Source organism: Dickeya poaceiphila (assembly GCF_007858975.2).
GTDB classification, from domain to species: Bacteria; Pseudomonadota; Gammaproteobacteria; order Enterobacterales; family Enterobacteriaceae; genus Dickeya; species Dickeya poaceiphila.
On sequence record NZ_CP042220.2, the window covers coordinates 2,916,428 to 2,941,555 of the forward strand.

The 25,128-nt window shown below is 54.0% G+C and carries 23 protein-coding genes; 15 read left to right on the top strand and 8 right to left on the bottom strand.

From position 1 onward, the window contains the following. Positions 1–35: 35 nt before the first annotated feature. From Dpoa569_RS12980 to dapA, 5 genes are all read right to left on the bottom strand, one after another. A complete protein-coding gene (locus tag Dpoa569_RS12980; RefSeq protein ID WP_042873840.1) occupies positions 36–2,060 on the bottom strand; it encodes a tRNA(Met) cytidine acetyltransferase TmcA in 2,025 nt (674 codons plus the stop codon). A gap of 19 nt (positions 2,061–2,079) precedes the next feature. Continuing rightward, positions 2,080–2,532, bottom strand: a complete 453-nt coding sequence (locus Dpoa569_RS12985; protein WP_042869420.1) for a DUF441 domain-containing protein — start codon at positions 2,530–2,532, stop codon at positions 2,080–2,082. A gap of 224 nt (positions 2,533–2,756) precedes the next feature. Next, the gene (purC, locus tag Dpoa569_RS12990; RefSeq protein WP_042869418.1) at positions 2,757–3,470 is read right to left on the bottom strand and encodes a phosphoribosylaminoimidazolesuccinocarboxamide synthase; all 714 of its coding nucleotides are present in this window, start codon (positions 3,468–3,470) and stop codon (positions 2,757–2,759) included. 253 nt (positions 3,471–3,723) lie between these two features. After that, the gene (bamC, locus tag Dpoa569_RS12995; RefSeq protein WP_042869415.1) at positions 3,724–4,764 is read right to left on the bottom strand and encodes an outer membrane protein assembly factor BamC; all 1,041 of its coding nucleotides are present in this window, start codon (positions 4,762–4,764) and stop codon (positions 3,724–3,726) included. 16 nt (positions 4,765–4,780) lie between these two features. Next, positions 4,781–5,659 carry a 4-hydroxy-tetrahydrodipicolinate synthase gene (gene dapA / locus Dpoa569_RS13000; protein WP_042869413.1) on the bottom strand — a complete coding sequence of 293 codons (879 nt, stop codon included), beginning with the start codon at positions 5,657–5,659 and terminating at the stop codon, positions 4,781–4,783. 147 nt (positions 5,660–5,806) lie between these two features. Here dapA and Dpoa569_RS13005 point away from each other — a divergent pair, with 147 nt between their 5' ends. The 4 genes from Dpoa569_RS13005 to arsC all read left to right on the top strand — a co-directional run bounded on the left by Dpoa569_RS13005 (position 5,807) and on the right by arsC (position 8,871). Next, positions 5,807–6,376 carry a glycine cleavage system transcriptional repressor gene (locus Dpoa569_RS13005; RefSeq protein ID WP_042869411.1) on the top strand — a complete coding sequence of 190 codons (570 nt, stop codon included), beginning with the start codon at positions 5,807–5,809 and terminating at the stop codon, positions 6,374–6,376. A gap of 2 nt (positions 6,377–6,378) precedes the next feature. Beyond that, the gene (bcp, locus tag Dpoa569_RS13010; protein ID WP_042869410.1) at positions 6,379–6,846 is read left to right on the top strand and encodes a thioredoxin-dependent thiol peroxidase; all 468 of its coding nucleotides are present in this window, start codon (positions 6,379–6,381) and stop codon (positions 6,844–6,846) included. Positions 6,847–7,036: 190 nt separating this feature from the next. Next, positions 7,037–8,500, top strand: coding sequence for a beta-barrel assembly-enhancing protease (gene bepA, locus Dpoa569_RS13015; RefSeq protein WP_042869408.1), 1,464 nt, complete (start codon positions 7,037–7,039; stop codon positions 8,498–8,500). Between the two features lie 14 nt (positions 8,501–8,514). Beyond that, entirely contained in the window at positions 8,515–8,871 is a 357-nt protein-coding gene (gene arsC, locus Dpoa569_RS13020) for an arsenate reductase (glutaredoxin) (protein WP_146411426.1), read from the top strand. Positions 8,872–8,880: 9 nt separating this feature from the next. Here the strand turns inward: arsC and hda are convergent, their stop codons facing one another. From hda to upp, 3 genes are all read right to left on the bottom strand, one after another. Then, a complete protein-coding gene (gene hda, locus Dpoa569_RS13025) occupies positions 8,881–9,588 on the bottom strand; it encodes a DnaA inactivator Hda (RefSeq protein WP_042869405.1) in 708 nt (235 codons plus the stop codon). Between the two features lie 115 nt (positions 9,589–9,703). Then, positions 9,704–10,993, bottom strand: a complete 1,290-nt coding sequence (gene uraA, locus Dpoa569_RS13030; protein WP_146411429.1) for a uracil permease — start codon at positions 10,991–10,993, stop codon at positions 9,704–9,706. A gap of 179 nt (positions 10,994–11,172) precedes the next feature. Continuing rightward, a complete protein-coding gene (gene upp, locus Dpoa569_RS13035) occupies positions 11,173–11,799 on the bottom strand; it encodes a uracil phosphoribosyltransferase (RefSeq protein WP_042869404.1) in 627 nt (208 codons plus the stop codon). Between the two features lie 259 nt (positions 11,800–12,058). On the opposite strand from upp, the gene purM reads away from it, so the two are divergent. The 11 genes from purM to speG all read left to right on the top strand — a co-directional run bounded on the left by purM (position 12,059) and on the right by speG (position 25,126). Then, the gene (gene purM, locus Dpoa569_RS13040; protein ID WP_042869402.1) at positions 12,059–13,096 is read left to right on the top strand and encodes a phosphoribosylformylglycinamidine cyclo-ligase; all 1,038 of its coding nucleotides are present in this window, start codon (positions 12,059–12,061) and stop codon (positions 13,094–13,096) included. After that, positions 13,096–13,734, top strand: coding sequence for a phosphoribosylglycinamide formyltransferase (gene purN, locus Dpoa569_RS13045; protein WP_042869401.1), 639 nt, complete (start codon positions 13,096–13,098; stop codon positions 13,732–13,734). Before purM ends, purN begins: the two co-directional genes overlap by 1 nt. Positions 13,735–14,001: 267 nt before the next feature. Next, positions 14,002–15,042: an HTH-type transcriptional regulator GalS gene (galS, locus tag Dpoa569_RS13050; RefSeq protein WP_042869400.1), complete on the top strand. Its 1,041-nt coding sequence runs from the start codon at positions 14,002–14,004 to the stop codon at positions 15,040–15,042. Between the two features lie 374 nt (positions 15,043–15,416). Continuing rightward, the gene (gene mglB / locus Dpoa569_RS13055) at positions 15,417–16,412 is read left to right on the top strand and encodes a galactose/glucose ABC transporter substrate-binding protein MglB (protein WP_042869399.1); all 996 of its coding nucleotides are present in this window, start codon (positions 15,417–15,419) and stop codon (positions 16,410–16,412) included. Positions 16,413–16,533: 121 nt separating this feature from the next. Beyond that, positions 16,534–18,054: a galactose/methyl galactoside ABC transporter ATP-binding protein MglA gene (gene mglA, locus Dpoa569_RS13060; RefSeq protein ID WP_042869398.1), complete on the top strand. Its 1,521-nt coding sequence runs from the start codon at positions 16,534–16,536 to the stop codon at positions 18,052–18,054. A 19-nt stretch (positions 18,055–18,073) separates the two neighbouring features. Then, positions 18,074–19,084 carry a galactose/methyl galactoside ABC transporter permease MglC gene (mglC, locus tag Dpoa569_RS13065; RefSeq protein WP_042869397.1) on the top strand — a complete coding sequence of 337 codons (1,011 nt, stop codon included), beginning with the start codon at positions 18,074–18,076 and terminating at the stop codon, positions 19,082–19,084. A gap of 254 nt (positions 19,085–19,338) precedes the next feature. Beyond that, positions 19,339–20,160 (top strand): ABC transporter substrate-binding protein, encoded by an 822-nt coding sequence (locus Dpoa569_RS13070; protein WP_146411432.1) that lies wholly within the window; start codon positions 19,339–19,341, stop codon positions 20,158–20,160. Then, entirely contained in the window at positions 20,160–20,999 is an 840-nt protein-coding gene (locus Dpoa569_RS13075; RefSeq protein ID WP_128569695.1) for an amino acid ABC transporter permease, read from the top strand. The genes Dpoa569_RS13070 and Dpoa569_RS13075 overlap by 1 nt, the downstream gene beginning before the upstream one ends. 184 nt (positions 21,000–21,183) lie before the next feature. Then, positions 21,184–22,293, top strand: coding sequence for an ABC transporter substrate-binding protein (locus Dpoa569_RS13080; protein WP_042869396.1), 1,110 nt, complete (start codon positions 21,184–21,186; stop codon positions 22,291–22,293). Then, entirely contained in the window at positions 22,286–24,454 is a 2,169-nt protein-coding gene (locus Dpoa569_RS13085) for a TonB-dependent siderophore receptor (protein WP_146411435.1), read from the top strand. Before Dpoa569_RS13080 ends, Dpoa569_RS13085 begins: the two co-directional genes overlap by 8 nt. Before the next feature lie 123 nt (positions 24,455–24,577). After that, positions 24,578–25,126, top strand: coding sequence for a spermidine N1-acetyltransferase (speG, locus tag Dpoa569_RS13090; protein WP_042869394.1), 549 nt, complete (start codon positions 24,578–24,580; stop codon positions 25,124–25,126). The last annotated feature ends 2 nt before the right edge of the window (positions 25,127–25,128 follow it).

The following is a 25,128-nucleotide window of genomic DNA, read 5'->3' on the forward strand; positions in this document are numbered from 1 at the left end:
ATATCATTATAAAATAATATTATAATGAAGTAATATCATGGTAAGAGAATGTCATGCCAGTGTTGCCATGCAGCGTCGTCTATCTGACGCAGCGCCTGAGCTGTTTCGGTACGCCAGCGCTGGAGCAGCGCTTTTTTCCCCGCCAGTTGGAGCTGGAGCACACACTCCGCCATGCTTTGCCCTTGCTCAAGCCACAACCTCAGCGCGGTCAATGCCATCGGCGAATGCATTATCAGGCGAGATAATGCCCCCTGGCAGGCTTCTGGTGGGCGGTGGGCCAAAGCAAACCCTGCCAGATTGCGCCAGTCATCCCCAGTGAGCACCTGCTCTGCCACCAACGGCAAATCCAATGCTAACGGAATATTATGTCGCAACCAGAACCAATCCCGGAGCAGCTCCCGATGTGCGGACACTGCCAACGCGCTCCCCTCATCACTGAGCGGCAACAATGCCATCGCGCTATAGCACCCACTGCTGGCCTCCATGTGGCTACCAATACGCACCAACTGGAACCCACAACGCTGCCAGAACCGCCACAGCTCAGGTTGAAAACCGAAACTGACTGACAGAAAATCCAGCCGCTCCTGCCGAGCCTGTTGCTGTTGATCACGTACCAGTGCCTGCCCGATACCTTGACCTCGATGCAATGCCAGCACCGCGATGCGGCTAATGCGGCGCGATCGCAGCACCGGTGCCCGCCACTGGTTGCCGTGAGCCGCCAGCGACTGCGCCACCAGATTGCCTCTCGGACGTCGTCGCCCAGCCCAGACATCCTGCGCCAGCGTCTCCGGCAAACCGCCTTCATCCACCAGCCAGATAACGCCTCCCACCCTCGCATCCACACAAGCGCTGGCGACATACATGCCGGGAGCATCCAGCAAGCGGCGTAAATCCAGTGGTGAGGTACGATAATGGGCGCTGCAGAGCAGCCCATAGCAGCCTTCCAGACGCTCAGGCTGACTCAGCCAGTCATCGCGTTGCTCATGTCGAATCTCAAAGGAGACGCCACATAGCCGTTCTGGCACCTGTTTTTCCGCATCAAACAGCATCATCCTATCCACTATCTTCTCCAGTGGATCTTGCTGTGCCCAGCGCAGCGGTTCCGTCAGTTCGATAGCCCGCCAGTCCGGTAGTGACGCACAAAACTTAAGCAGAAAACCCCGCCCTGTTCCTTCATACCCTTGCACCGTAGTCGTCATCACCAACCGACGGAAAAACGGCAGCAATGCTTGCAATATCGGTGCAGGAATAGCCGCCGCTTCATCGATCAACAGCCAGTCCACCGGCAGCGTGTCATGCTGCTGACAGAACGCCAATAGCGCATCCGGCGCCCAAAACGTCGCGGCTTCCCCTGCCTGCCGCAGCAAAATCTCGCCTGCAGCACGCGAGGGGGCACTTACCCAGCAACCACCCTGACACTGACTTGCCAGCATACCTGCCAGCGTCGATTTGCCGCGACCACGCGGCGCGATAATCACAGATACCGCACAGGTGGTGTGAAGCAATTGCTGCACTACAGTGTGCTGGCTGAATGTCGGCTCGCCAGTAGCAGGTAGCCAATCTGGGCGACAACCGGGGGGCATGATTACCGGCTCGGCATCCTGCTGACGCCACAGTACAACATCGTCATCAGCCATAAGTTGACGCTGTACGTGTCGGATAAACCGGGGCGTAGCAATCGGTTCTGGTTGCTCACTCCAGCGCAGACTGTCAGTATCCGGATAATCGGGCCAATGGTTCCATTGCGGAGATAACAGGATCAACCAACTGCCGGCCTTGAGCGCACCAGCCAGTATCGCAAGCGCTTGTGCATCCAGACCGTCACGAGCATCAAATACCGCATGTAAAAATTCCCGGCCCAGCACGCCACGCACATTCGAAGCCGACAGTGCAGTCACACCTTTGGGCGTCGATGCGCTTATCCACAGCCAGTCGCCCGGCAACAGACTACTCAGGCGCTGGGCCTGAGCACCGCACCAGTCAGAACGACCGCTCAGCACCAACAACCGGCGAATGCCATAACGCTGCTGGTATTGCTGGCTGACAACAAAAGACTCCACGCCGCGCCCCAAAGAAAACCTAGCCTTTACCGACCAACAGCGACAGCAACCCCGCAGCAATCAGCGGCCCTACCGGCACGCCACGGAACAGCGCCACCCCCATCACCGTACCGACCAACAGGCCAGCCACGACCGAGGGCTGATTGCTCATCAGCACAACGCCACGCCCGCCCAGCCAGGAAACAGCGATACCGATCACCACAGCCAGCAGAGATCTCCAGTGTAAAAAAGAAGAGAACACATCGCTGGCAGAAATTTTGCCGCTGGCAATCGGTGCCATGACTCCGATAGTCAGTACCAGCACGCCAAACGACAGGCCATATTTTTCCACCCATGGGAAATAGTGATTTAATGGCGTAATGCGCACCACGAGTAGAAGCAGAATAGCCAGAGTAACAGTCATGTTCTGACTGATGATGCCAAGAGCGGCCAGAGCCAGTAAAATAAGCAACGTTGGGTCAAAAAAGGCCATAAAAAACCTATCCTTGCCGGAATCAGCCAATACACAGGCGGAGAATAATAGCACTCATTGAACAGAGACAGCAGAAAGAGTGCAACGCAGCCAGAAACAGGCTGGAGATAGGGTGTTTGGACAAACTCACCGTCTGACGTTATCAGACAGCGTCAATTAAACGATAATATCGTTCTGGCAACCGGAAACAGAAGCTGGTCGCCAGAACGTAAACGATTGCGCTGTTAGTCTAATTTAACACCCAGACGGTGTGCGACTTCCTCGTAGGCTTCAATCAGCCCACCCAGGCTCTGACGGAAACGGTCTTTATCCATTTTGTTCAGGGTTTCTTTGTCCCACAGGCGGCTACCGTCCGGCGAGAACTCATCACCCAGCACCACTTCACCTTTAAAAAGACCGAACTCCAGCTTAAAGTCCACCAAAATCAGACCCGCATCACCAAACAGCTTGCTCAGCACCTCATTGGCTTTGTAGCTCAGTTCCTTCATACGTGCCAAATTTTCTTCACTGACCCAACCGAAGGTTTTACAGTAGGACTCATTCACCATCGGGTCATGCATGGCATCGTTTTTCAAAAACAGGTCGAACAACGGAGGATTGAGAATTTCACCTTCCGTGATACCCAGACGCTTAACCAACGACCCCGCAGCACGGTTACGCACCACACACTCGACTGGCACCATCTCCAGCTTCTTCACCAGCACTTCAGTATCAGACAGCAGACGCACCATCTGGGTCGGGATACCGGCCTCTTCCAGCCTGGTCATGATGAAGTGGTTGAACTTGTTATTCACCATCCCTTTGCGATCAAACTGCTCAATGCGAGCACCATCCCCTGCTGACGTATCATTGCGGAATTCCAGCACCAGCAGATCCGGATCGTCCGTGGTGTAGACCGTTTTCGCTTTTCCGCGATACAACTCAGCTAGCTTTTGCATCTTTAATTACTCCACACAAGTAAGGGCCACCTGCACCGGTGCCCGTTAATTGAACGTGTTGATAAACCCATCACGTTGATGACTAAATGAAGAAGGGCCGGAGAACCCGACCCTTATACCCGTCATACTTCAAGTTGCATGTGCGTTGGCTTTCCTCGTTCACCCCAGTCACTTACTTAAGTAAGCTCCTGGGGATTCGCTGCGTCGCCGCCTGCCTGCAACTCGAATTATTTAGGGTATATATTCTTGCGTTTTACGATTTGCTAAACGCGGCCTGGAACACCGCGATCAGCGCGTCATTTTGCGACTGGCTTAGCGTATGTCCTTTCGAGTCGATAAATTGCAACGTACTGCGATTGCCCAAATCACCGACCTGCAGTTTGTAATCGCCGTTCGGCAATGACGGATCGTGCGCGCCCAACTCATTCCAGGTGCCGCTGCCCGGCGCCTTATAGCTGACTGATATTGACCCTTGCGGACGGCTGCGATCACTCACAGTCATGCCGATCTTCTCCAGCGCTTTCGGCAGGCGATCCCATACCTGATTGTAGGGACCACGTACCACCAGCAACGGCAAACCGGAGTCATCAGCACCGCTCTGAACATTCAGTTGCTGGCTATTACGACTGGCCTGCGCGCTGTCATTCTCGTTCAGGCGTTTATCCAGTTCATCAGATAGCGTATTGAGCATCAGCGCGGCATAACGCTGAATTTCGCTGCGTTCCGTTACAGGGCTGGTGTTCTGCTGCAGATCCAGCAACTTCACTGTCAGAGCCAACTGATACCCCTGAGTCTGCAGGGTTATCTGATAACGCGCCTGATGCGCCACGTCTTCATCTTCACGCTTCCAGTTGATCCAATCGGTGGTCAGCGTTCGGCTGGCATCCTGACGGCTGGCAATCGTATAACCTTTTGACTGAAGAACCTGCGTCAACACTGCCCACAGGCTACTGTTGCGCGCATTATTTTCCAGTAACAACGTAGCGGTATTACCCGAAACCTGACCGCGGGAACCATTTAACAAAGCCAATGGCTGCATTGGCGGACGAATATCCAACGCTTTGCCTACCGGCCCATTCTGGTTGACCGGAGGAATATCAAAATCCCCATTCTGCAACGGCAGAATCAAACCGGGCGGCACATTCAGTGCCCGGTGTTCAGGGGTTTTCAGATAGGATTCATCGCCGTTGACCTGACGCTTGTAGCGTTGATCGCTGGAACAAGCGGCCAGCAACATGATCAGCGAAACACCGACAACCTTTGCCACCATCGACTTTTGCAATGAAGAACTCATCAAATCTCCCTAACGGTTACAGCAGACCCGCCTGCTTCATAGCCTGCGCCATCACGTCACGACCAGCATCGGTCAGCGGCGTCATCGGCAGACGAAGCGTATCGGTCGCCATCAATCCCAATGCCTTACAGGCCCATTTCACCGGAATCGGATTGGGTTCAACAAACAGTTTCTGATGCAGCGGCATCAGACGTTGATTCAGGCGGCGGGCTTCGACGAAATTCCCCTGTGCCGCCAGCTCGCATAACGCCGCCATTTCGCGGGCTGCGATGTTAGCTGTGACGGAAATTACGCCATTACCACCCAGTTGCATAAAGTCCAGCGAGCTGGCGTCATCGCCGCTCAGCAGAATGAAACTTTCATGAACCAGCTCTTGGATCTGGCTAACCCGGCTTAAGTTCCCAGTCGCTTCTTTGATGGCAACAATATTTTTGATTTCTGACAGACGGGCGACGGTTTCCGGCAACATGTCACAACCAGTACGGGACGGCACGTTGTAGAGGATCTGCGGCAGGTCAGTGTGCTCGGCAATCGCCTTAAAATGCAGAAACAAACCGTTCTGGGTCGGTTTGTTGTAATACGGCGTCACGGTAAGGCACCCGGCAACACCTGTATCGTTAAAACGCTGGGTAAGGGAAATCGCCTCAGCGGTCGAATTGGCACCGGTACCGGCAATAACCGGGATACGGCCATCGCTCAATTCCAGCGTCAGCATCACCACATCGCCATGCTCATCGTGACTCAAGGTGGCGGACTCGCCGGTGGTACCCACCGACACAATCGCAGACGTGCCGCTAGCGACATGATAATCAATCAGTTTTTTCAGGCTCGCGCGATCAACAGCACCCTTGTCGTCCATCGGCGTCACCAGAGCAACAATACTACCCGTAAACATTAGCCATCCCCTCCACAAACAAGTGCTTCATGGTACTTTTGACCTCTATGCAAAAGCAAGCTTGCAACCACGGTTGTCAGCGCTTGGCAGGTGGTTTTTTTTATGTTTACCATGTTACTTCCAACATTTTGTACAGGAAGCACAATTTTGCCGCGCTCACAAGAACACTATCTGGTCATTACCGCGTTGGGGACTGATCGTCCCGGTATCGTGAATACGATTACCCGTCACGTCAGTAGCTGTGGCTGCAACATCGAAGATAGCCGACTTGCGATGCTAGGCACGGAATTCACTTTTATCATGCTGCTGTCCGGCAGTTGGAATGCGATTACGCTCATCGAATCCACCCTGCCGCAAAAGGGTGCAGAACTGGATTTGCTGATTGTGATGAAACGCACTGAATCGCAGTCGCGCCCGCCAATGCCGGCTACCGTGTGGGTCAAAGTGGATGTTGCTGACTCCCCACACATCATTGAACGCTTTACTGATCTGTTTGATTCCCATCAAATGAACATCGCCGGGCTGGTATCCAAAACCCGTCCCGCCGATGGCGATACGCCGCCGCAACTGTACATCCAGATTACGGCGCACAGCCCGACTGCACTGGCTGGTTCAATTATTGAGCCAGCCTTTCATCAGCTATGTACAGAACTGCACGCGCAAGGCAGTATTAGCGTTGTGACCTATCCACAGCACGAAGAGAAAGATGGAGAGTAGTGATGACCACACTGAAAGCCGGTGATATTGCACCGAAATTTAGCTTGCCCGACCAGGATGGCGAACAAGTTAATTTGGCCGACTTCCAGGGCCAACGGGTGTTGGTGTATTTCTATCCCAAGGCCATGACGCCAGGTTGCACCGTGCAAGCCTGTGGGCTTCGCGATAACATGGACGAGCTGAAGAAATTCGGCGTTGAGGTTCTGGGTATCAGCACCGATAAGCCGGAGAAATTGTCCCGCTTTACGGAAAAAGAGCTGCTGAACTTTACCCTGCTGGCTGATGAAGACCATCAGGTAGCTGAACAGTTCGGCGTATGGGGTGAAAAAACCTTTATGGGGAAAACCTATGACGGTATTCACCGGGTCAGTTTTCTGATCAACGCGGAAGGCAACATCGAAAAAGTATTCGATGACTTCAAGACCAGTAATCACCACGATATCGTACTGAATTACTTAAAAGGTGCCTGAGCCTTTTTCTTTCTTGATTATTCTGCTCCTGATTATTGCCGACGCAGTATTCGGTGCGTCGGCAAACCACAGACCACCACGCATTTCCCATTTTTTACACCGCCTTTTTCCCTATTCATGTTTCATTGTTTGCCACTGCTGGCTAAGATGATGACCATTCTTTCAGGTTGTTCGAAAGGTTGTCTTCGTTATGTCCTATCGGTTCAAACAGACGGTCATCGCCATACTGGCAGGCGCGTTACTAAGCGCAAGCCCGCTGATGGTCACAGCCACGACACAGGACACGCTGCCGGATATCGGCACCACCGCCGGTGGAACGCTCAGCATCAATCAGGAACTGGTCATGGGGGATTTTTACCTGCGCCAGTTACGCGCCGGCGCACCGCTGATTAACGACCCGCTGTTGCTGCAATATATCAATCAGTTGGGTGGGCGACTGGTCAAGTCAGCCGATTCCGTACGCACCCCGTTTCATTTCTTCCTGGTCAATAATGACGAAATCAACGCTTTTGCCTTCTTTGGCGGTAATGTGGTGTTGCACTCCGGGCTGTTCCGCTATGTGGAAAGTGAAAGTGAGCTAGCCTCGGTACTGGCGCACGAAATCTCCCACGTAACCCAGCGGCATCTGGCACGCGCCATGGAGGCTCAGAAAGCCAGTGCACCGCTGGCCTGGGCAGGCGCGTTCGGCTCACTGCTGCTGGCGATGGCAAACCCACAGGCCGGGTTCGCCGCACTGAGCGGCACGCTGGCAGGCGCGCAGCAAAGCATCATCAGTTTTACCCAGGCGAATGAACAGGAAGCGGATCGTATCGGGATTCAGGTATTGCAACGCGCCGGATTCGACCCTCAGGCGATGCCCAATTTCCTGCAACGGCTGGCGGATATGTCTCGCTATGCCACCAAACCGCCGGAAATGCTGCTGACGCACCCGCTACCGGAAAGCCGACTGTCAGACGCGCGTAACCGTGCTAACCAAATGAAATCAACCCCGGTGCACTCTTCTCAGGATTTCCTGTTCGCCAAGGCGCGTGTGCTGGGAATGTACGGATCGCAGGACAACCCGTATGGCGCCGCCCTGTTGGATAACTGGGCTAAAGGCAATGCGCGCGAACAGCAAGCTGCTCAGTATGGCCGCGCCATTCATGCCTATCAGGCCAAGAAGTACGATGAAGCACGCGCCACACTGCAACCGTTGCTGGACAAATCGCCGTCAAACCCCTGGTTTCTTGATTTGATGACCGATATCGATATCGGCCAGCAACGCGCCGACCTGGCGGTTGCTCGCCTGCAGAAAGTGCCGGACGTGCAAGACAACCCGGTATTGCAGCTCAACCTGGCTAACGCGATGGTGGAAAGCCACAAATCAGCCGACGCTATCCGTATTCTGCGCAAATACACTTATTCCCATCCCGACGATCCAAATGGCTGGGACTTACTGGCGCAAGCTTCCGCAGCGCAGAATATGCGCGGCGATGAATTGGCATCCCGTGCGGAAAGCCTGGCATTGAACGGCAAGCTGGATCAGGCGATTCGTTTGCTGAGCAACGCCAGCTCGCAAAGCAAACTCGGCAGTCTCGATCAGGCACGCTACGATGCCCGCATCGATCAGTTACGTGCGCTACAGCAACGCTTTCGTCCTTATGAAAAATCCTGAAAAAGGTGAGTGGAATGAGTAAACCGGTGACCATTTATCATAATCCCCGTTGCACCAAGAGCCGTGAAACATTGGCGTTGCTGCAGCAACAAGGCATTGAACCGGACGTCGTGTTGTATCTCGACACACCGCCGGATGCCGCCACACTGGGTAAGCTGATTAAACAATTGGATTTTGCCAGTGCACGCGAATTGATGCGCCGAAAAGAAGATCTGTACCGTGAGCTGAATCTGGCCGACGACAGCCTGACGGAAACGCAATTGATTGAGGCGATGGTCACTCACCCGAAACTGATCGAACGCCCGATTGTGATAGCCAACGGTAAAGCTAAACTTGGCCGTCCGCCGGAGCAGGTGCTGGATATACTGTAACAGGCAACATTACAAGCCGAGAATCTCTTTGACGAAAGGGATCGTCAGCTTACGCTGGGCGGTGATAGAGGCATGATCCAATTGATCCAGCGTCATGAACAGGGTACGCATCTCTCGATCCAGCCGTTTCAGCAGAAAACGGCTGACGTCTTCCGGCAGTTCAAAACCACGCAACCGTGCACGTAACTTCAGCGCTTCGCCTTTCTCTTCATCCGACAGCGGTTGTAACCGGTAGATTTGCCCCCAGTCGAGACGCGAGGCAAGATCTGCCAGTTGCAGGTTGATTTGGCGCGGTGGGCGATCACCGGTTATCAGTAACCGGGTACGCCCACCTTCCTGAATGCGGTTATACAGATTAAACAGCGCCATTTCCCACGCGTCATCGCCAGCAATCGACTCAATATTATCGATGCACACCAACGCCAGTTGCTCCATCCCCTCCAGTACATCCGGTACGAAATAGGCGCGCTTATCCAGCGGCACATAACCGACCGCACGACCAAGACGGGATAACTCCGCACAGGCGGCATGTAGCAGGTGACTACGCCCCCCACCCTCACGCGACCAGAAATAGATATAACTGCCATGTTCCTGATCCAGCGTTGTGTGGATGGCAGCCAGCAGAGATGTATTCTCTCCCGGATAGAAACTGGCAAAGGTTTCGTCATCGGGTAAATAGAGTGGCAATGATAACTGTGCCGGTGTGTTCAGAAGCACCTCAAACCAAACGGGCAGGAAAACAAATTAAGTTTAGCATAGAAACCTTTGGCGATTGAACCGGCATCCGGCCGGTTCACCGCATTACCCATCGGAATGCCGACGGGCCGGGAGATTAGTGATCAGATGACTTGCTGTCCTCTTCGTCGATCACCTCTTCCTCTTTACGAACCATGCTGATAACACGGAACAGCACGCTCAGAAACACGCCTACCACGGTGGCCAGTGCCATGCCTTTCAGCTCCACCGCACCCAGGTGGATCTTCGCGCCGCTGACGCCGATGATCAGGATAACTGAGGTCAGGATCAGGTTCTGCGCTTTGTTGTAATCCACTTTGGACTCAATCAACACCCGGATACCAGACGCGCCGATCACACCGTACAGCAGCAGCGACACGCCGCCCATCACCGGTACCGGCACTGCCTGAATTGCTGCGGCCAGTTTGCCAACGCAGGAGAGCAGAATCGCAATCACCGCCGCCCCGCCAATCACCCAGGTACTGTACACTTTGGTAATCGCCAGTACGCCGATATTCTCACCATAGGTGGTATTTGGCGTGGAACCAAAGAAACCGGACAACATGGTAGATACGCCGTTAGCGAACAAAGAACGATGCAAGCCTGGCTCGCGCATCAAATCCTTTTTCACGATATTGGCGGTCACCACCAGATGACCAACGTGCTCGGCTACCACCACCAGTGCGGCTGGCAACACCGTCAACATCGCCACCCACTCAAAGCGCGGTGTATAGAAGGTGGGTAAAGCGAACCAGTGCGCCTGAGCGATAGGAGCCAAATCCACCATGCCCATAGCAAAAGAAAGTGCATACCCCACCAATACGCCGATCAGGATTGGGATAATAGCCAGGAAACCGCGGAACAGCACAGAACCCAGCACGGTTACCGCCAGCGTTACCAGCGATACCGCCACGGTCTTGCCGTCCATTTCCGCACCCGCTGCCGGCAGTAACCCTGCCATGTTGGCAGCCACGCCAGCCAATTCCAGACCAATGACTGCAACAATCGCCCCCATCGCTGCCGGCGGGAAAATCACGTCCAGCCAGCCGGTCCCGGCTTTTTTCACCAACAATGCCACCAGACAAAACAGTGCGCCGCACAGGATAAAGCCACCCAGCGCCACTTCATATCCCTGCGGCAACAGCAGAAATACCGGTGAGAGAAATGCAAAGCTGGAACCCAGATACGCCGGTATTTTACCTTTGCAGATAAACAGATAGAGCAGCGTGCCGATGCCGTTAAACAGCAATACCGTCGCCGGATTGATCTTAAACAGAATCGGCACCAGTACGGTGGCACCGAACATCGCAAACAGATGCTGGAAACTCAGCGGTATCGTTTGCAAAAGTGGGGGGCGTTCACTGACGCCGATGGCGCGACGAGTCATCTTGTTTTCCTCTGTGTCTCAGACTGAAAAATACCGGGGAACCCGGCAGAAAGTTCAGCGCCGGCAAACACCGACGCTGAAAAAATGTCGCCATCCATGGAATGCACAGGGACAATCCGTTACGTCAGAAACGGGCAGCCCATACGCAAAAAAAAGCCGACTCTACAGTCGGCTGGCTATCACTTAGTACCAAACAGCTTGTCGCCTGCATCGCCCAGACCCGGCATGATGTAACCGTGTTCGTTGAGGCCCTTGTCAATCGAGGCGGTGTACAGTTCCACATCCGGATGCACTTTCTCCAGCGCGGCGATGCCTTCCGGCGCTGCTACCAGTACCAACACTTTAATGCTGCGGCAACCGGCTTTTTTCAGCAGGTCGATGGTTGCGATCATCGAACCGCCTGTCGCCAGCATCGGGTCTACTACCAACGCCATGCGCTCATCGATATTGGAAGCCAGTTTCTGAAAATAGGGTACCGGCTCCAGCGTCTGTTCGTCGCGGTACATCCCCACCACGCTGATACGCGCGCTCGGAACGTTTTCCAGCACCCCTTCCATCATGCCAAGGCCGGCACGCAGGATCGGCACAACAGTAATTTTCTTACCTTTGATTTGGTCAACTTCAACCGGACCGCACCAGCCTTCGATGGTCACTTTTTCCGTCGCCAAATCGGCAGTGGCTTCATAGGTCAGCAAACTACCGACTTCAGACGCCAGTTCACGGAAACGCTTGGTACTGATATCGTGCTCGCGCATCAGACCCAGTTTATGTTTGACGAGCGGGTGTTTCACCTCGACGATTTTCATTACTTTTTACTCCCCATCGGCAGTGGACGGCCAAAAAAATCGCGGGATTATACCGCTTTTTCCAATCTACGCCATAGATTCAAGTCTGATCCAAATCAAGCAGAAACGGAAATTATCGCCGCTGGCCGACAAAGACCGTTATGTTGACCTGCCGAAACCACCACACCGCAAAGACACCGCTCGCAAACGTTTGCTTACGCTGTTAGAATTAGCGCGCTCCATTTTTTAAACCAATCGTAACCTCCGTGGGGACTCCGCAGTGACCGATAAAACCTCTCTCAGCTATAAAGACGCAGGCGTGGATATTGATGCTGGCAATGCATTGGTAGACCGTATCAAAGGTGTAGTGAAACAGACCCGTCGCCCGGAAGTCATGGGAGGATTGGGCGGTTTCGGTGCCCTGTGCGCCTTACCGCAAAAATACCGCGAACCGGTACTGGTTTCCGGCACCGATGGGGTTGGCACCAAGCTGCGTCTGGCGATGGACCTGCAGCGTCACGATACGATTGGTATCGACCTGGTGGCGATGTGTGTTAACGATCTGGTGGTACAGGGCGCCGAGCCGCTGTTCTTCCTCGATTATTACGCTACCGGCAAGCTGGATGTGGATACTGCAACCCGCGTTATCACCGGTATCGCCGAAGGCTGCAAACAGTCCGGCTGTGCGCTGGTAGGTGGTGAAACCGCCGAAATGCCCGGCATGTACCACGGCGATGACTACGATGTAGCCGGTTTCTGCGTTGGCGTGGTTGAAAAAGCCGAGATTATCGACGGCAGTAAAGTACGCGAAGGCGACGCACTGATAGCCCTGGCCTCAAGCGGACCGCATTCCAACGGCTACTCATTGATCCGCAAGATCCTTGAAGTCAGCGGCGCCAACCCGGAACAGGTCCAACTGGATGGCAAACCGCTGGCAGACCATCTGCTGGCCCCGACTAAAATTTACGTGAAATCCGTGCTGTCACTGATTGAAAACATCGACGTACACGCCATTTCCCACCTGACCGGCGGCGGCTTCTGGGAAAACATTCCGCGCGTACTGCCGGAAGGTATGCAGGCGACGATCGAAGAATCCAGCTGGCAGTGGCCGCCGGTGTTCCAGTGGCTGCAGCAAAATGGCAACGTCAGCCGTCACGAAATGTATCGCACCTTTAACTGTGGCGTGGGCATGATCATCGCCCTGCCAGCCGAACAGGCGGACAAGGCTATCGCTCACCTCAACAGCAACGGCGAAACAGCCTGGAAAATCGGTGTCATTACCCGTACCGATGGCGGAGAAACCGTGGTCATCCAGTGATGAAAAACATCGTTGTCCTGATTTCAGGTCAGGGAAGCAATCTGCAGGCGTTAATTGACGCCTGCCAGCATGGTCGCATTGCCGGGCGAATTACCGCAGTATTCAGTAATAATCCGGATGCCTTCGGCCTGGAGCGAGCGCGTGACGCCGGAATCGCCGCCCACGCACTCTTGCCGGGTGACTATGCCAGCCGTGCCGATTTCGATGAAGCGCTGGCAGCAGAAATCGAAACATATCAGCCGGATGTGGTGGTATTAGCCGGGTATATGCGTATCCTCAGCGCCGGATTCGTCGCTCGTTTTCTCGGCAGGATGTTGAACATTCATCCATCACTGTTGCCGAAATATCCCGGTTTACATACTCACCGCAAAGCGCTGGAAAACGGCGACAGCGAACACGGCACTTCAGTGCATTTCGTGACCGAAGAGCTGGACGGTGGTCCGATTATTCTGCAAGCCAGGGTGCCGATATTCCCCGACGACACCGAGCAAGACATTCAGGAACGGGTGCAAACACAGGAACACAGCATTTATCCGCTGGTGGTAAGCTGGTTTCTGTCCGGGCGACTGACGCTGCGCGATAATCAGGCCTGGCTCGACGGCGAGGTCGTTCCCACCAGTGGCTACGCTGCCGATTAAACCTATTTCTTTCCTTTTGCCCTGGCGCACTGCCGGGGCATTTACCCTGAGTGATATTCCCCCTCAAACATTGCCACGCCGGAATATTGCTGCTGTCTTTATGTTCAGATAATGACATTCGTCACAAAGGTTACGGAATTGTATGTAACCGCTTTCATCAGTGTGACCTGATTCACGTAGTCTGGTGATAACGCCTGACAGAATAGGCCAGGATAGCTTGAGTGTCAGGGCAACCCTCGTGAACTTTTTCCTCTGTGGTGAGTATGAATGATTACCATCCGTGATGTCGCACGTCAGGCGGGCGTTTCCATCGCTACCGTTTCCCGTGTGCTCAATAACAACAGCGCGGTCACCCAGCAAACGCGCGAGCTGGTGTTGCTGACGGTTGAGCAGTTAGGTTACCGACCTAACGCCAATGCGCAGGCGTTGGCTTCTCAGGTCAGCGACACTATCGGCGTGGTGGTGATGGATGTGTCAGACCCGTTCTTCGGCGCGATGGTCAAAGCCGTCGATACCGTAGCGCAGCGCCTGCAAAAACATGTGCTGATTAACAACTCCTATCACCAGGAAGAAAAAGAACGACACGCTATTGAAGTACTGATTCGCCAGCGCTGCAACGCGCTAATCGTACATGCCAAAGCCTTATCCGATGAGGAACTGGCGGAGTTCATGGATCAGGTACCCGGAATGGTATTGATCAACCGGTTGCTGCCTGACTACCCACACCGCTGCGTCTGCCTCGATAACGTCAGCGGCGCCATGATGGCGACCCGAATGCTGTTACAACAAGGGCATCAGCGCATTGGCTATCTGCGCTCCAGCCATCCGATAGAGGACGTCATGGAGCGCCTTACCGGCTGGCGGCAGGCGTTGCAGGAACACGGTATCGAGCCGCCGAATGAGTGGATAGCCAGCGGCGAGCCGGACTTGCAAGGCGGTGAAACGGCAATGGTGGAATTGCTGGGGCACAACCAGCAGCTCACGGCAGTATTCACCTACAACGATGGCATGGCGGCTGGCGCACTGATGGCACTAAAAGATAACGGTATTCCGGTACCGGAACGGTTCTCAGTGGTCGGCTTCGATGATATCCCCATTTCCCGTTACACCGACCCGCGACTGACAACCATCCGTTACCCTATTGTTTCCATGGCGAAAATCGCTACCGAACTGGCGCTAAAAGGCGCAGCCGGGCTGTTGGCCCCCACAGACAGACACTGCTTCATGCCGACGCTGGTAAAGCGACACTCGGTAGCCACATGTGAAAATGTGGATACGGTCACTAAATCTTTTAAATCACCGATGTAACCGCTTTCAATTTGTGAGTAAATTCACAGTTAATTAACATTGCGCTCTCTATCATGATGGCGTACTGCGTAGGCCGGACGCCTTGCAACACGGTCGCCCAGTCAGTTGAATCGTTAGCGGCCGCCACGGCGAAAACGTTCACAATACCGATTTCAGGACGCTATCTGTTTCAGGATGCATATCAGGCCGCGCCGCCGAGCAGGCGAGCACGGTCTGAAAACAGGGAAGTCAGGCTTTAAGCGGGCCATGCCTGCAATCTCCGTCAGCCCGGCGCTATTACACCATGCTGACGATAACTAACTGACTGCCGTACTACGTCTATCCTGCGTCGTATGGCCGGACTGAGAACTACCCTGCATAAACCCGGAGATATCATGAATAAGAAGGTTTTCACTCTCACTGCCCTGGTTGCCAGCATGATGTTCGGAGCCACTGCCCATGCTGCAGACACCCGTATCGGCGTCACCATCTACAAATACGACGATAACTTCATGTCGATGGTGCGCAAAGATATTGAAAAAGAAGCTAAAGCTCTGGGTGGCGTCGAACTACTGATGAACGACTCACAAAACGACCAATCCAAACAGAACGATCAGGTAGACGTGCTGCTGGCTAAAGGCGTGAAAGCACTGGCTATCAACCTGGTTGACCCGGCAGCTGCTGCCATAGTGGTGCAAAAAGCGAAAGCCGCCGATGTACCGGTCGTGTTCTTTAACAAAGAACCGAATGCCAAAGTACTGGCCAGCTACGACAAAGCCTACTACGTCGGTACTGACTCCAAAGAGTCCGGTATCATTCAGGGCCAGTTGATCGCCAAGCACTGGAAAGCGAATCCGGCCTGGGATCTTAACAAAGACGGCACCATCCAATACGCACTGCTGAAAGGTGAGCCGGGCCATCCGGATGCCGAGGCCCGTACTAAATATGTGGTTGACACCCTTACCAAAGAAGGCATGAAAGTCCAGCAGTTGCAGATGGATACCGCCATGTGGGACACCGCGATGGCTAAAGACAAGGTTGACGCCTGGATGTCCGGTCCCAACGCCAACAAAATTGAAGTGCTGATTGCCAACAACGACGCCATGGCCATGGGTGCAGTAGAAGCGCTGAAAGCCCACAACAAGAGCAGCATTCCAGTGTTCGGCGTTGACGCCCTGCCAGAAGCGCTGTCGCTGATCAAATCCGGCGCACTGGCTGGTACCGTGCTGAACGACGCAGACAACCAGGCCAAGGCGACGATTGATCTGGCGAAAAACCTGGCACTGGGTAAACCGGCAGGTGAAGGCACCAACTTCAAGATTGAAAACAAGGTAGTTCGCGTACCGTACGTACCGGTTGACAAAGAAAACCTGTCACAGTTCCTGAAGTAATCTCGTCGGGGCGCAGTAACCGCTGCGCCCCTACTGTTTGAAAGCATGATTTTCTCAGCCAGGCAGTCATGTTCAAGCCCGGCAACCTTTCAGCCAGGTAATTATTTTGACCAGGTAAAATATGACCAGCGACACTCTAACCACTCAGCGCGAATTCCTACTGGAGATGACCACTATCAGCAAGTCGTTTCCCGGTGTAAAGGCATTGGATAATGTCAACCTGAAGGTACGACCGCATTCTATCCATGCCCTGATGGGAGAAAACGGCGCAGGAAAATCGACTCTGCTGAAATGTCTGTTCGGCATTTATCAAAAAGACTCAGGTAGCATTCAATTTCAGGGACAGGAAATCGATTTCAAAAGCGCCAAAGAAGCGCTGGAGAATGGCGTATCCATGGTGCATCAGGAATTGAATCTGGTTTTGCAACGTTCAGTCATGGATAACATGTGGCTTGGCCGTTACCCGAAAAAAGGGTTGTTCGTCGATCAGGAAAAAATGTATCGCGATACCAAAGCGATTTTCGATGAACTGGATATCGATATCGACCCGCGCGACAAAGTGGCTACCTTGTCCGTGTCGCAAATGCAGATGATCGAAATTGCCAAGGCATTTTCCTACAACGCCAAAATCGTCATCATGGACGAACCCACCTCATCACTGACGGAAAAAGAGGTGAACCACCTGTTCACTATCATCCGTAAGTTGAAAGACCGGGGCTGCGGTATCGTTTACATCTCCCACAAGATGGAAGAGATCTTCCAGTTGTGTGATGAAATCACCGTATTGCGTGATGGTCAGTGGGTCGCCACCCAACCGCTGGAAGGGCTGAATATGGACCAGATCATCGCTATGATGGTTGGCCGCTCCCTCAATCAGCGTTTTCCGGACAAAACCAACACCCCAGGCGAGGTGATGCTGGAAGTGCGTGGCCTGACCTCAATGCGCCAGCCGTCAATACGCGATGTGTCGTTTGACCTGCGTGAGGGTGAGATTCTGGGAATTGCCGGTCTGGTCGGCGCCAAACGCACCGATATCGTCGAAACCCTGTTCGGTATCCGTGAAAAACTCGGCGGCACCATCAAGCTGCATGGCAAAGACATCCACAACCATACCGCCAACGAAGCTATCAACAACGGTTTCGCGCTGGTCACCGAAGAGCGGCGATCTACCGGTATCTATGCCTATCTGGACGTCGGCTTCAACTCGCTGATTTCCAACATCCACAAATACAAGAACAGCCTCGGCCTGCTGGACAACAAGCGCATGAAAAGCGATGTGCAGTGGGTTATCGACTCTATGCGGGTGAAAACCCCCGGCCACCACACGTCTATCGGCTCGCTGTCCGGCGGTAACCAGCAGAAAGTGATCATCGGACGCTGGCTGCTGACTCAACCGGAAATTCTGATGCTGGATGAACCAACCCGCGGCATCGACGTAGGCGCCAAATTCGAAATTTATCAGCTCATTTCAGAGCTGGCGAAAAAGGGCAAGGGAATCATCATCATTTCTTCTGAAATGCCGGAATTGCTGGGCATCACCGACCGCATTCTGGTAATGAGTAATGGCCTCGTCGCAGGCATTGTCGAAACCAAGAACACCACGCAGAACGAGATCCTCCGTTTAGCGTCGTTACACCTTTAATGATGCAAGGGCTGTTATCATGAAAGCTACAACTAAAAAAAGTGCGCTCACCTGGCTGAAAGACAGCGGCATCTACGCCGTGCTGTTAGTATTGCTGGTGATTATTATTCTCCAGGACCCCACCTTCCTCAGTTTTACCAACCTGAGTAACATTCTGACCCAGTCATCCGTGCGTGTGATCATCGCGCTCGGCGTAGCAGGGCTTATCGTCACTCAGGGTACAGACCTGTCGGCTGGTCGTCAGGTCGGCCTCGCCGCGGTCGTCGCCGCCACGCTGTTACAGGCGATGGACAACAGCAACAAGGTGTTCCCACATCTGGAAACCATGCCGATTCCGGTAGTAATTCTGATCGTCTGCGCCATCGGTGCGGTGATCGGCCTGGTTAACGGTATTATCATCGCTTACCTGAAAGTGACGCCGTTCATCACGACATTAGGTACGATGATCATCGTTTACGGTATCAACTCACTGTACTACGACATCGTGGGCGCTTCCCCGATCGCCGGCTTTGACGACCGTTTCTCTACCTTCACCCAAGGTTTCATTCGTCTCGGCGACTTCAAGCTGTCGTACATCACGTTCTATGCGGCAATTGCGTCGTTGTTCGTGTGGATTCTGTGGAACAAGACCCGTTTTGGCAAAAACATCTTCGCTATCGGTGGTAACCCGGAAGCCGCCAAAGTCTCCGGCGTGAACGTGTCGCTGAACCTGATCCTGGTGTACATGCTGTCAGGTGTGTTCTATGCTTTCGGCGGTATGCTGGAAGCAGGCCGTATCGGTAGTGCCACCAACAACCTGGGCTTCATGTACGAACTCGACGCCATCGCGGCGTGCGTGGTCGGCGGCGTGTCGTTTGCCGGTGGTGTGGGTACGGTCGCAGGCGTCGTGACCGGGGTTATCATCTTCACCCTCATCAACTACGGCCTGACTTATATCGGCGTTAGCCCTTACTGGCAGTACATCATCAAAGGCGGCATCATCATATTCGCCGTCGCGCTGGACTCGCTGAAGTACGCCCGCAAAAAATAACGCAAACCGTTTCTCACACTGTCAAACAAACCTGCCACTTCGGTGGCAGGTTTGTTTTTATCGGGCTTATTTATTGGGACTATGAGATGCCGCCAGTCACCGATGCTTATGCCCAGCCTTCCAATCGCGCGGCAAAGACCGTATTTTGCACACGCCCACGGCTGCTATAAGATAGAGCCTTTGTGATTTCACTGACGGGACGCGGCCACTCGCCCCGCGTTAATCGCTGTGATGCTCGCTTGTAGGGAAAATAGATGAAAAAACGTCTCGCACTAATGGCGCTAGGTCTAAGCGCCTGTTTCATATTCAGCGCTGCACAAGCCGGCAGCACGCTGGACCGGGTAAAACAGACCGGCGTAGTCCGTAACGTGCTGTTCAATGACTATCCGCCATTTAGCTACCTCGACGATAAAAACCAATTGGTTGGATTCGATGTAGACGTTGCTAATGCCGTAGCGAAGAAACTGGGAGCAAAGCTGGAACTGGCGACGCCGGGCTGGGAAACCATCGTCGGCGGCAAATGGCAGGGCCGCTGGGACATGTGCATTTGCTCCATGACGCCAAACGCCGAACGCGCCAAAGTACTGGATTTCGCTACCCCTTACTACAGCACCTTTGCCGTGCTGATCGTTCATAAAGATGAAAAAAACATCCACTCCGCCGCCGACCTGAGCAACAAGAAAGTGGGGTTGGGCCTGGGTTCCAGCTACGAGAATTACCTGAACAAAAGCCTAGTGATCCCCGGCGGCAAGCCAATCGTCTATCCATTCGATCACGTGCAGGCAGTGCCCACCGACGAAGAAATGGCGTTCCGCAATCTGGCGCTGGGTCCAGGTAAAAGACTGGATGCAGTAATTTCTGATCGCATTACGGCCAAACCACGCCTCGAAAAACTGCCGCAACTGCGCATCCTGCAAGAGCTGTACGCCGAACCAAACTGGATTGCCGTTGATAAAGGCGACCCGCAATGGAGCCAAACTGTGGCCGACGCCATCACCGCACTGCGTGCCGACGGCACCCTGAAAGCCATCTCTATGAAATGGTTTGGTGAAGACATCACCGGGGTCACCCCGTAATGTCGCGTTCGTCCGCAAAAACCCCGCCCCACATGCCACCGGTACCTGAGCGAGCCGGATTGGGTTTTCGTCTGCGTACCGGTCTGACCTGGCTGGTGCTGCTCAGCCTGCTGCTGTGGCTGTTTTCGTCTATGGATCTGGATACTAACCTGATTCGGCAGAAACTGCCTTCCATGCTGGGAATGCACCTCTCGCCAGATGGTTTTATTCAGGGTGCAGTGCTGAGCGTCGTCATCACCATTATATCCATGCTGTTTTGTACCCTGCTGGCGGCGCTCACCGCCGCTGGGCGCCTCTCCTCCAGTGCAATCGCCTTCGGTTGCGCCACGTTTTATGTCTCGCTATTTCGCGGCACTCCTTTGCTGGTTCAGGTGCTGATTATCTACCTCGCCCTGCCACAGGTCGGTATCGTGATGAGTGCCTTTACCTCCGGTATCATTGCGTTGTCATTAAACTATGGCGCCTATCTGGCAGAAACCATCCGCAGCGGCGTCCTCGCGGTTCCTCGTGGTCAAAAAGAAGCCGCCATGGCGCTGGGCCTGTCGCGTTGGGTGATTACCACCCACGTGGTGGCGCCACAGGCACTGCGTATCATTATTCCGCCAGCCGGTTCCCAGTTCATTTCGATGATCAAAGATTCTTCGCTGGTGTCGCTGATGGGGCTGTGGGAACTGAACTTTCTGGCTCAGTCCTATGGCCGCAGCACCTATCACTACATGGAAATGCTGACTACCGCCGCCGTCATTTACTGGCTGCTCTCCATCGGGCTGGAATTGCTGCAAGGCCGTCTGGAACGCTACTTTAGCCGTGGCTACGAACACCACGACAGTAAACAGTAAACCCCCTCCCCCAGAGCGACACTGCGTCGCTCTACCCCAGTGACTTTAATTATTTACATAATTCCCCTCATCAATTTGAAATATAATAGTTTTTTCTTTTTTATTCTCATTTCTTCTTGGTTTTTGTTGCAAATGAAAACAATTGTTATTATTTTTCCCCGCCTTATTACTACGAGAAAAAAACATGCGCATCATTTTTCTCCTCTTCACCCTACTCAGCTTCAGTCCACTGACGCAGGCCAAAACCGTCACCGACATCAGTGGCCGTCAGGTCACTATTCCTGATAACCCGCAACGCATCGTACTAGGCGAAAGCCGTATGCTGTATACGCTGGCCCTGCTGGAACCGGGGAACCCGGCGCAGCGCGTGGTGGGGTGGCCGGGCGACATGGCGCGTTACGATGCCCAAAGCTGGGACCGCTACACCACGACATTTCCTGATATCGCCCGTATCCCGCAGTTGGGTAACGGCACTCTCAACAGCGTCAACGCAGAGATGCTATTGCCGCTGAAACCCGATCTGGTGATCCTGCCCAGGCTGGCCAAAGGCGCCGACAATGAACAACGTATCCAGCAGGCGTTAACGCAGGCGGGTATTCCCTATATCTATGTTGATTTACGTATCGACCTGCTGAAAAACACCGTACCCAGCTTGCGTCTGTTGGGCGACGTGCTCAATCAACAGTCTCGCGCCGATGCCTTTATCGTCTTCTACCAGCAGCACATGGACGCCATAAAAACGCGACTGGCGCACTATCAGGGCCGCAAGGCCACAGTAATGCTGCATCTACATCTTGGACGCCGCGACACCTGCTGTACCACTGCGGTTAACGGTAATCTTGGCGAGCTACTGGCCTTCGCCGGCGGCGATAACATCGCGGCAGGCAAGGTGAAAGGCGTATACGGCGAACTGAGTCCAGAACAAGCGTTGGCCGCCAAACCGGATGTCTACATCGCTACCGGCATGGCGGGGCCGGACGGCAAACGCCTTTCCGATCTGATGCTCGGCCCGGACGTGACGCCCCGGCAGGCCAGCGACAGTTTTCGCACCCTGCTGATGCAGGAGCCGCTGCTCTCGCACCTGAGCGCCGTCAGCACTGGCCGCGCCTGGAGCATGTGGCACAACTTTTATCTCAGCCCCTATCACGTAGTGATGGTGGAAATGTTCGCCAAAGCCCTTTATCCGACACTGTTTGGCGACATCGACCCGCAACACACCTTACAACAACTCTATCAACAATTTTTACCGATCGATTTTTCAGGGACCTATTGGAGTCAGTTAACACATGAATAACCGTCACTGGCAAAAAGGCTGGCCGCTACTGGCTTTGCTGCCGTTCAGTCTTCAGGCCGCCACCACATCAACCGACAACGACACAGCCGCAAAAACGACGAAAAAGCAGGAAGACACCATAGTGGTGACTGCCAGCACGCCGACACATGGCACCGGGGACACCGGCTACCAGCCGCATAACGCCGTCACAGGTACCCGCACCGACAGTCGTCTGCTGGATATTCCGCAAGCTGTCAATGTGGTGCCACAGCAGGTACTGGAGGATCAGGCAGTCAGAAACCTTGACGACGCGTTGTACAACGTCAGCGGCATCACCCAGGCCAACACGCTGGGCGGAACGCAGGACGCCGTGATGAAACGTGGCTTCGGCGATAACCGTGACGGTTCCATCCTGCGCGATGGCGTACGTTCGATTCAGGCACGCAACGTCACCCCGACGACCGAGCGAGTAGAAGTCCTGAAAGGGCCGGCATCGATGCTGTACGGCTGGGGCGATCCCGGCGGGATGATCAATATCATCAGCAAAAAACCGGAACTGGTGCAGAAAACCCACGTTGAAGGCTGGAACAGCAGCTATAACGGCGGCGGCGGCCAGTTGGATGTCACCGGCCCGCTCGGCACCTCTGGCCTGGCTTATCGCATGATTGTCGATCACGATGAAACCGACTACTGGCGTAATTTTGGCCGCAACCGTCAAACCACTATCGCGCCGTCGCTGATGTGGTACGGCGACAATACCACGGTGCGGGTCTCTTACGAGCACATGGAATACCTGACGCCGTTTGATCGCGGCACCGTGATCGACAGCCGCACCGGCAAACCGGTCGCCACGCCGCGCGAACGCCGGTTTGATGAAGCGTACAACGCCACCCGCGGCGATCAAGACACGCTGACGTTCCAGATGGAAAATACGCTGAACGAGCGCTGGAAAAGCAAACTGAATTACGCCTATAGCCGCAATACCTATAACGACAATCAGGCGCGAGCCATGTCGCTTAATCCGAAAACCGGATTTCTGACACGCCGGGCTGATGCGACTCAGGATGCGCACAGTCAGTCACAAAATGTGCAACTGACGTTAAATGGCGATATCGACTGGGGCAACATCAACCACCAGTTGTTATTCGGTTTCGATCATGAAGCTGACCGTACCCATCGCGGCAATATGATTCGCAGCAAGAACAACAGCAGTTTCAATATCTATAACCCGGTATACGGCCTCTTCCCGGCATCCAACGACATTATCGCGGCTGAGAGCGACCAGAAAGAAGATGTCGATAGCACCGGCGTTTTCATGCAGGACGCCATACGACTGGATGAACACTGGATGCTGTTAGGCGGTGTGCGCTATGACCGCTTCGATGTCATGTCAGGCAAAGGACGTCCCTTTGTGACCAATACCGACAGGTCAGACAGCCGACTGGTGCCACGCGCGGGTGTCGTGTACAACCTCACGTCTTACGCCTCGTTGTACACCAGTTATAGCGAATCCTTTAAGCCTAACTCGGCCGTCAACAAAGCAATCGGGGCGACGATGGAGCCGGAAGTCGGGCGCTCCTACGAGATTGGTGCCAAGCTGGATCTCCCCAATCGTATTACCGCCAACCTGGCGTTATTCGATATTCAAAAGCGCAACGTGATGGTGGATGAGCTGCAAACCATTAACGGCATCAGCGAAACGGTTACCCGCACCGCCGGTAAGGTACGTTCACAAGGGGTAGAAGTGGATGTCGCGGGCAAACTGACCGACAGCCTGAGCCTGATTGGTGCCTACGCCTTTACCGATGCACGTGTCACCGCAGACCCAACGAATCAGGGCAATGAAATGGCTAACGTGGCGCGCCACACCGCCTCATTGTTCCTGACCAATGACTTCGGCACGCTGGGCCTGCACGCCGGCGATGATCTACGCGCCGGTATTGGCGCTCGTTATGTGGGCCGTCGCCCCGGTGATGCCGCCAATAGTTTCTTCCTTGACGACTACACCGTAGCGGATGCTTTTATCGCCTATAACGTGCCGATCAACGGTTACAAGGTGAAATGGCAACTGAACATCAAAAACCTGTTCGACAAGACCTACTACCCTTCCAGCGGCAGCAGCCAATATGTAGCGATTGGCGACCCGCGTGAAGTGGTGTTGCGCGCCAGCGTTGATTTCTAACTCATCTGAACTGCGCGGCCTTAAACACAGGCCGCGCCTCTTCCAATACTTTCATCGCCAGCCGATTGACCCCATCCCGCAAGCTGGTTAACGTCACGTCATCACCCACCATCAGGATGGTTTATGTCAGACATCCATGAAGTCGTACGTCTGCGTCCGCTGGAGCGCGACGATCTCACTTTCGTTCATCAACTGGATAACAATGCCAGCGTCATGCGTTATTGGTTCGAAGAGCCTTATGAAGCGTTTGTCGAACTGAGTGATCTGTACGACAAACACATTCACGACCAAAGCGAACGCCGCTTTATCATTGAGCACGACACCATCAAAGTCGGGCTGGTGGAACTGGTAGACATCAACCACATCCACCGCCGTGCCGAATTTCAGATAATCATCGATCCGGCTCATCAGGGGCGCGGCTATGCCAGCGCCGCTGCACTGCTGGCAATGGATTACGGTTTTTCGATTCTCAATCTCTACAAGCTGTACCTGATCGTAGACAAAGAGAACCAGAAAGCCATCCACATCTACACTAAGCTGGGATTTGAAGTAGAAGGCGAATTAATCCACGAATTTTTCATCAACGGCGAATATCGCAACACTATTCGTATGTGCATCTTCCAGCATCAGTATCTGGCGAAACACAAAAACTCCACCAGCAAAAATGCCTGAGG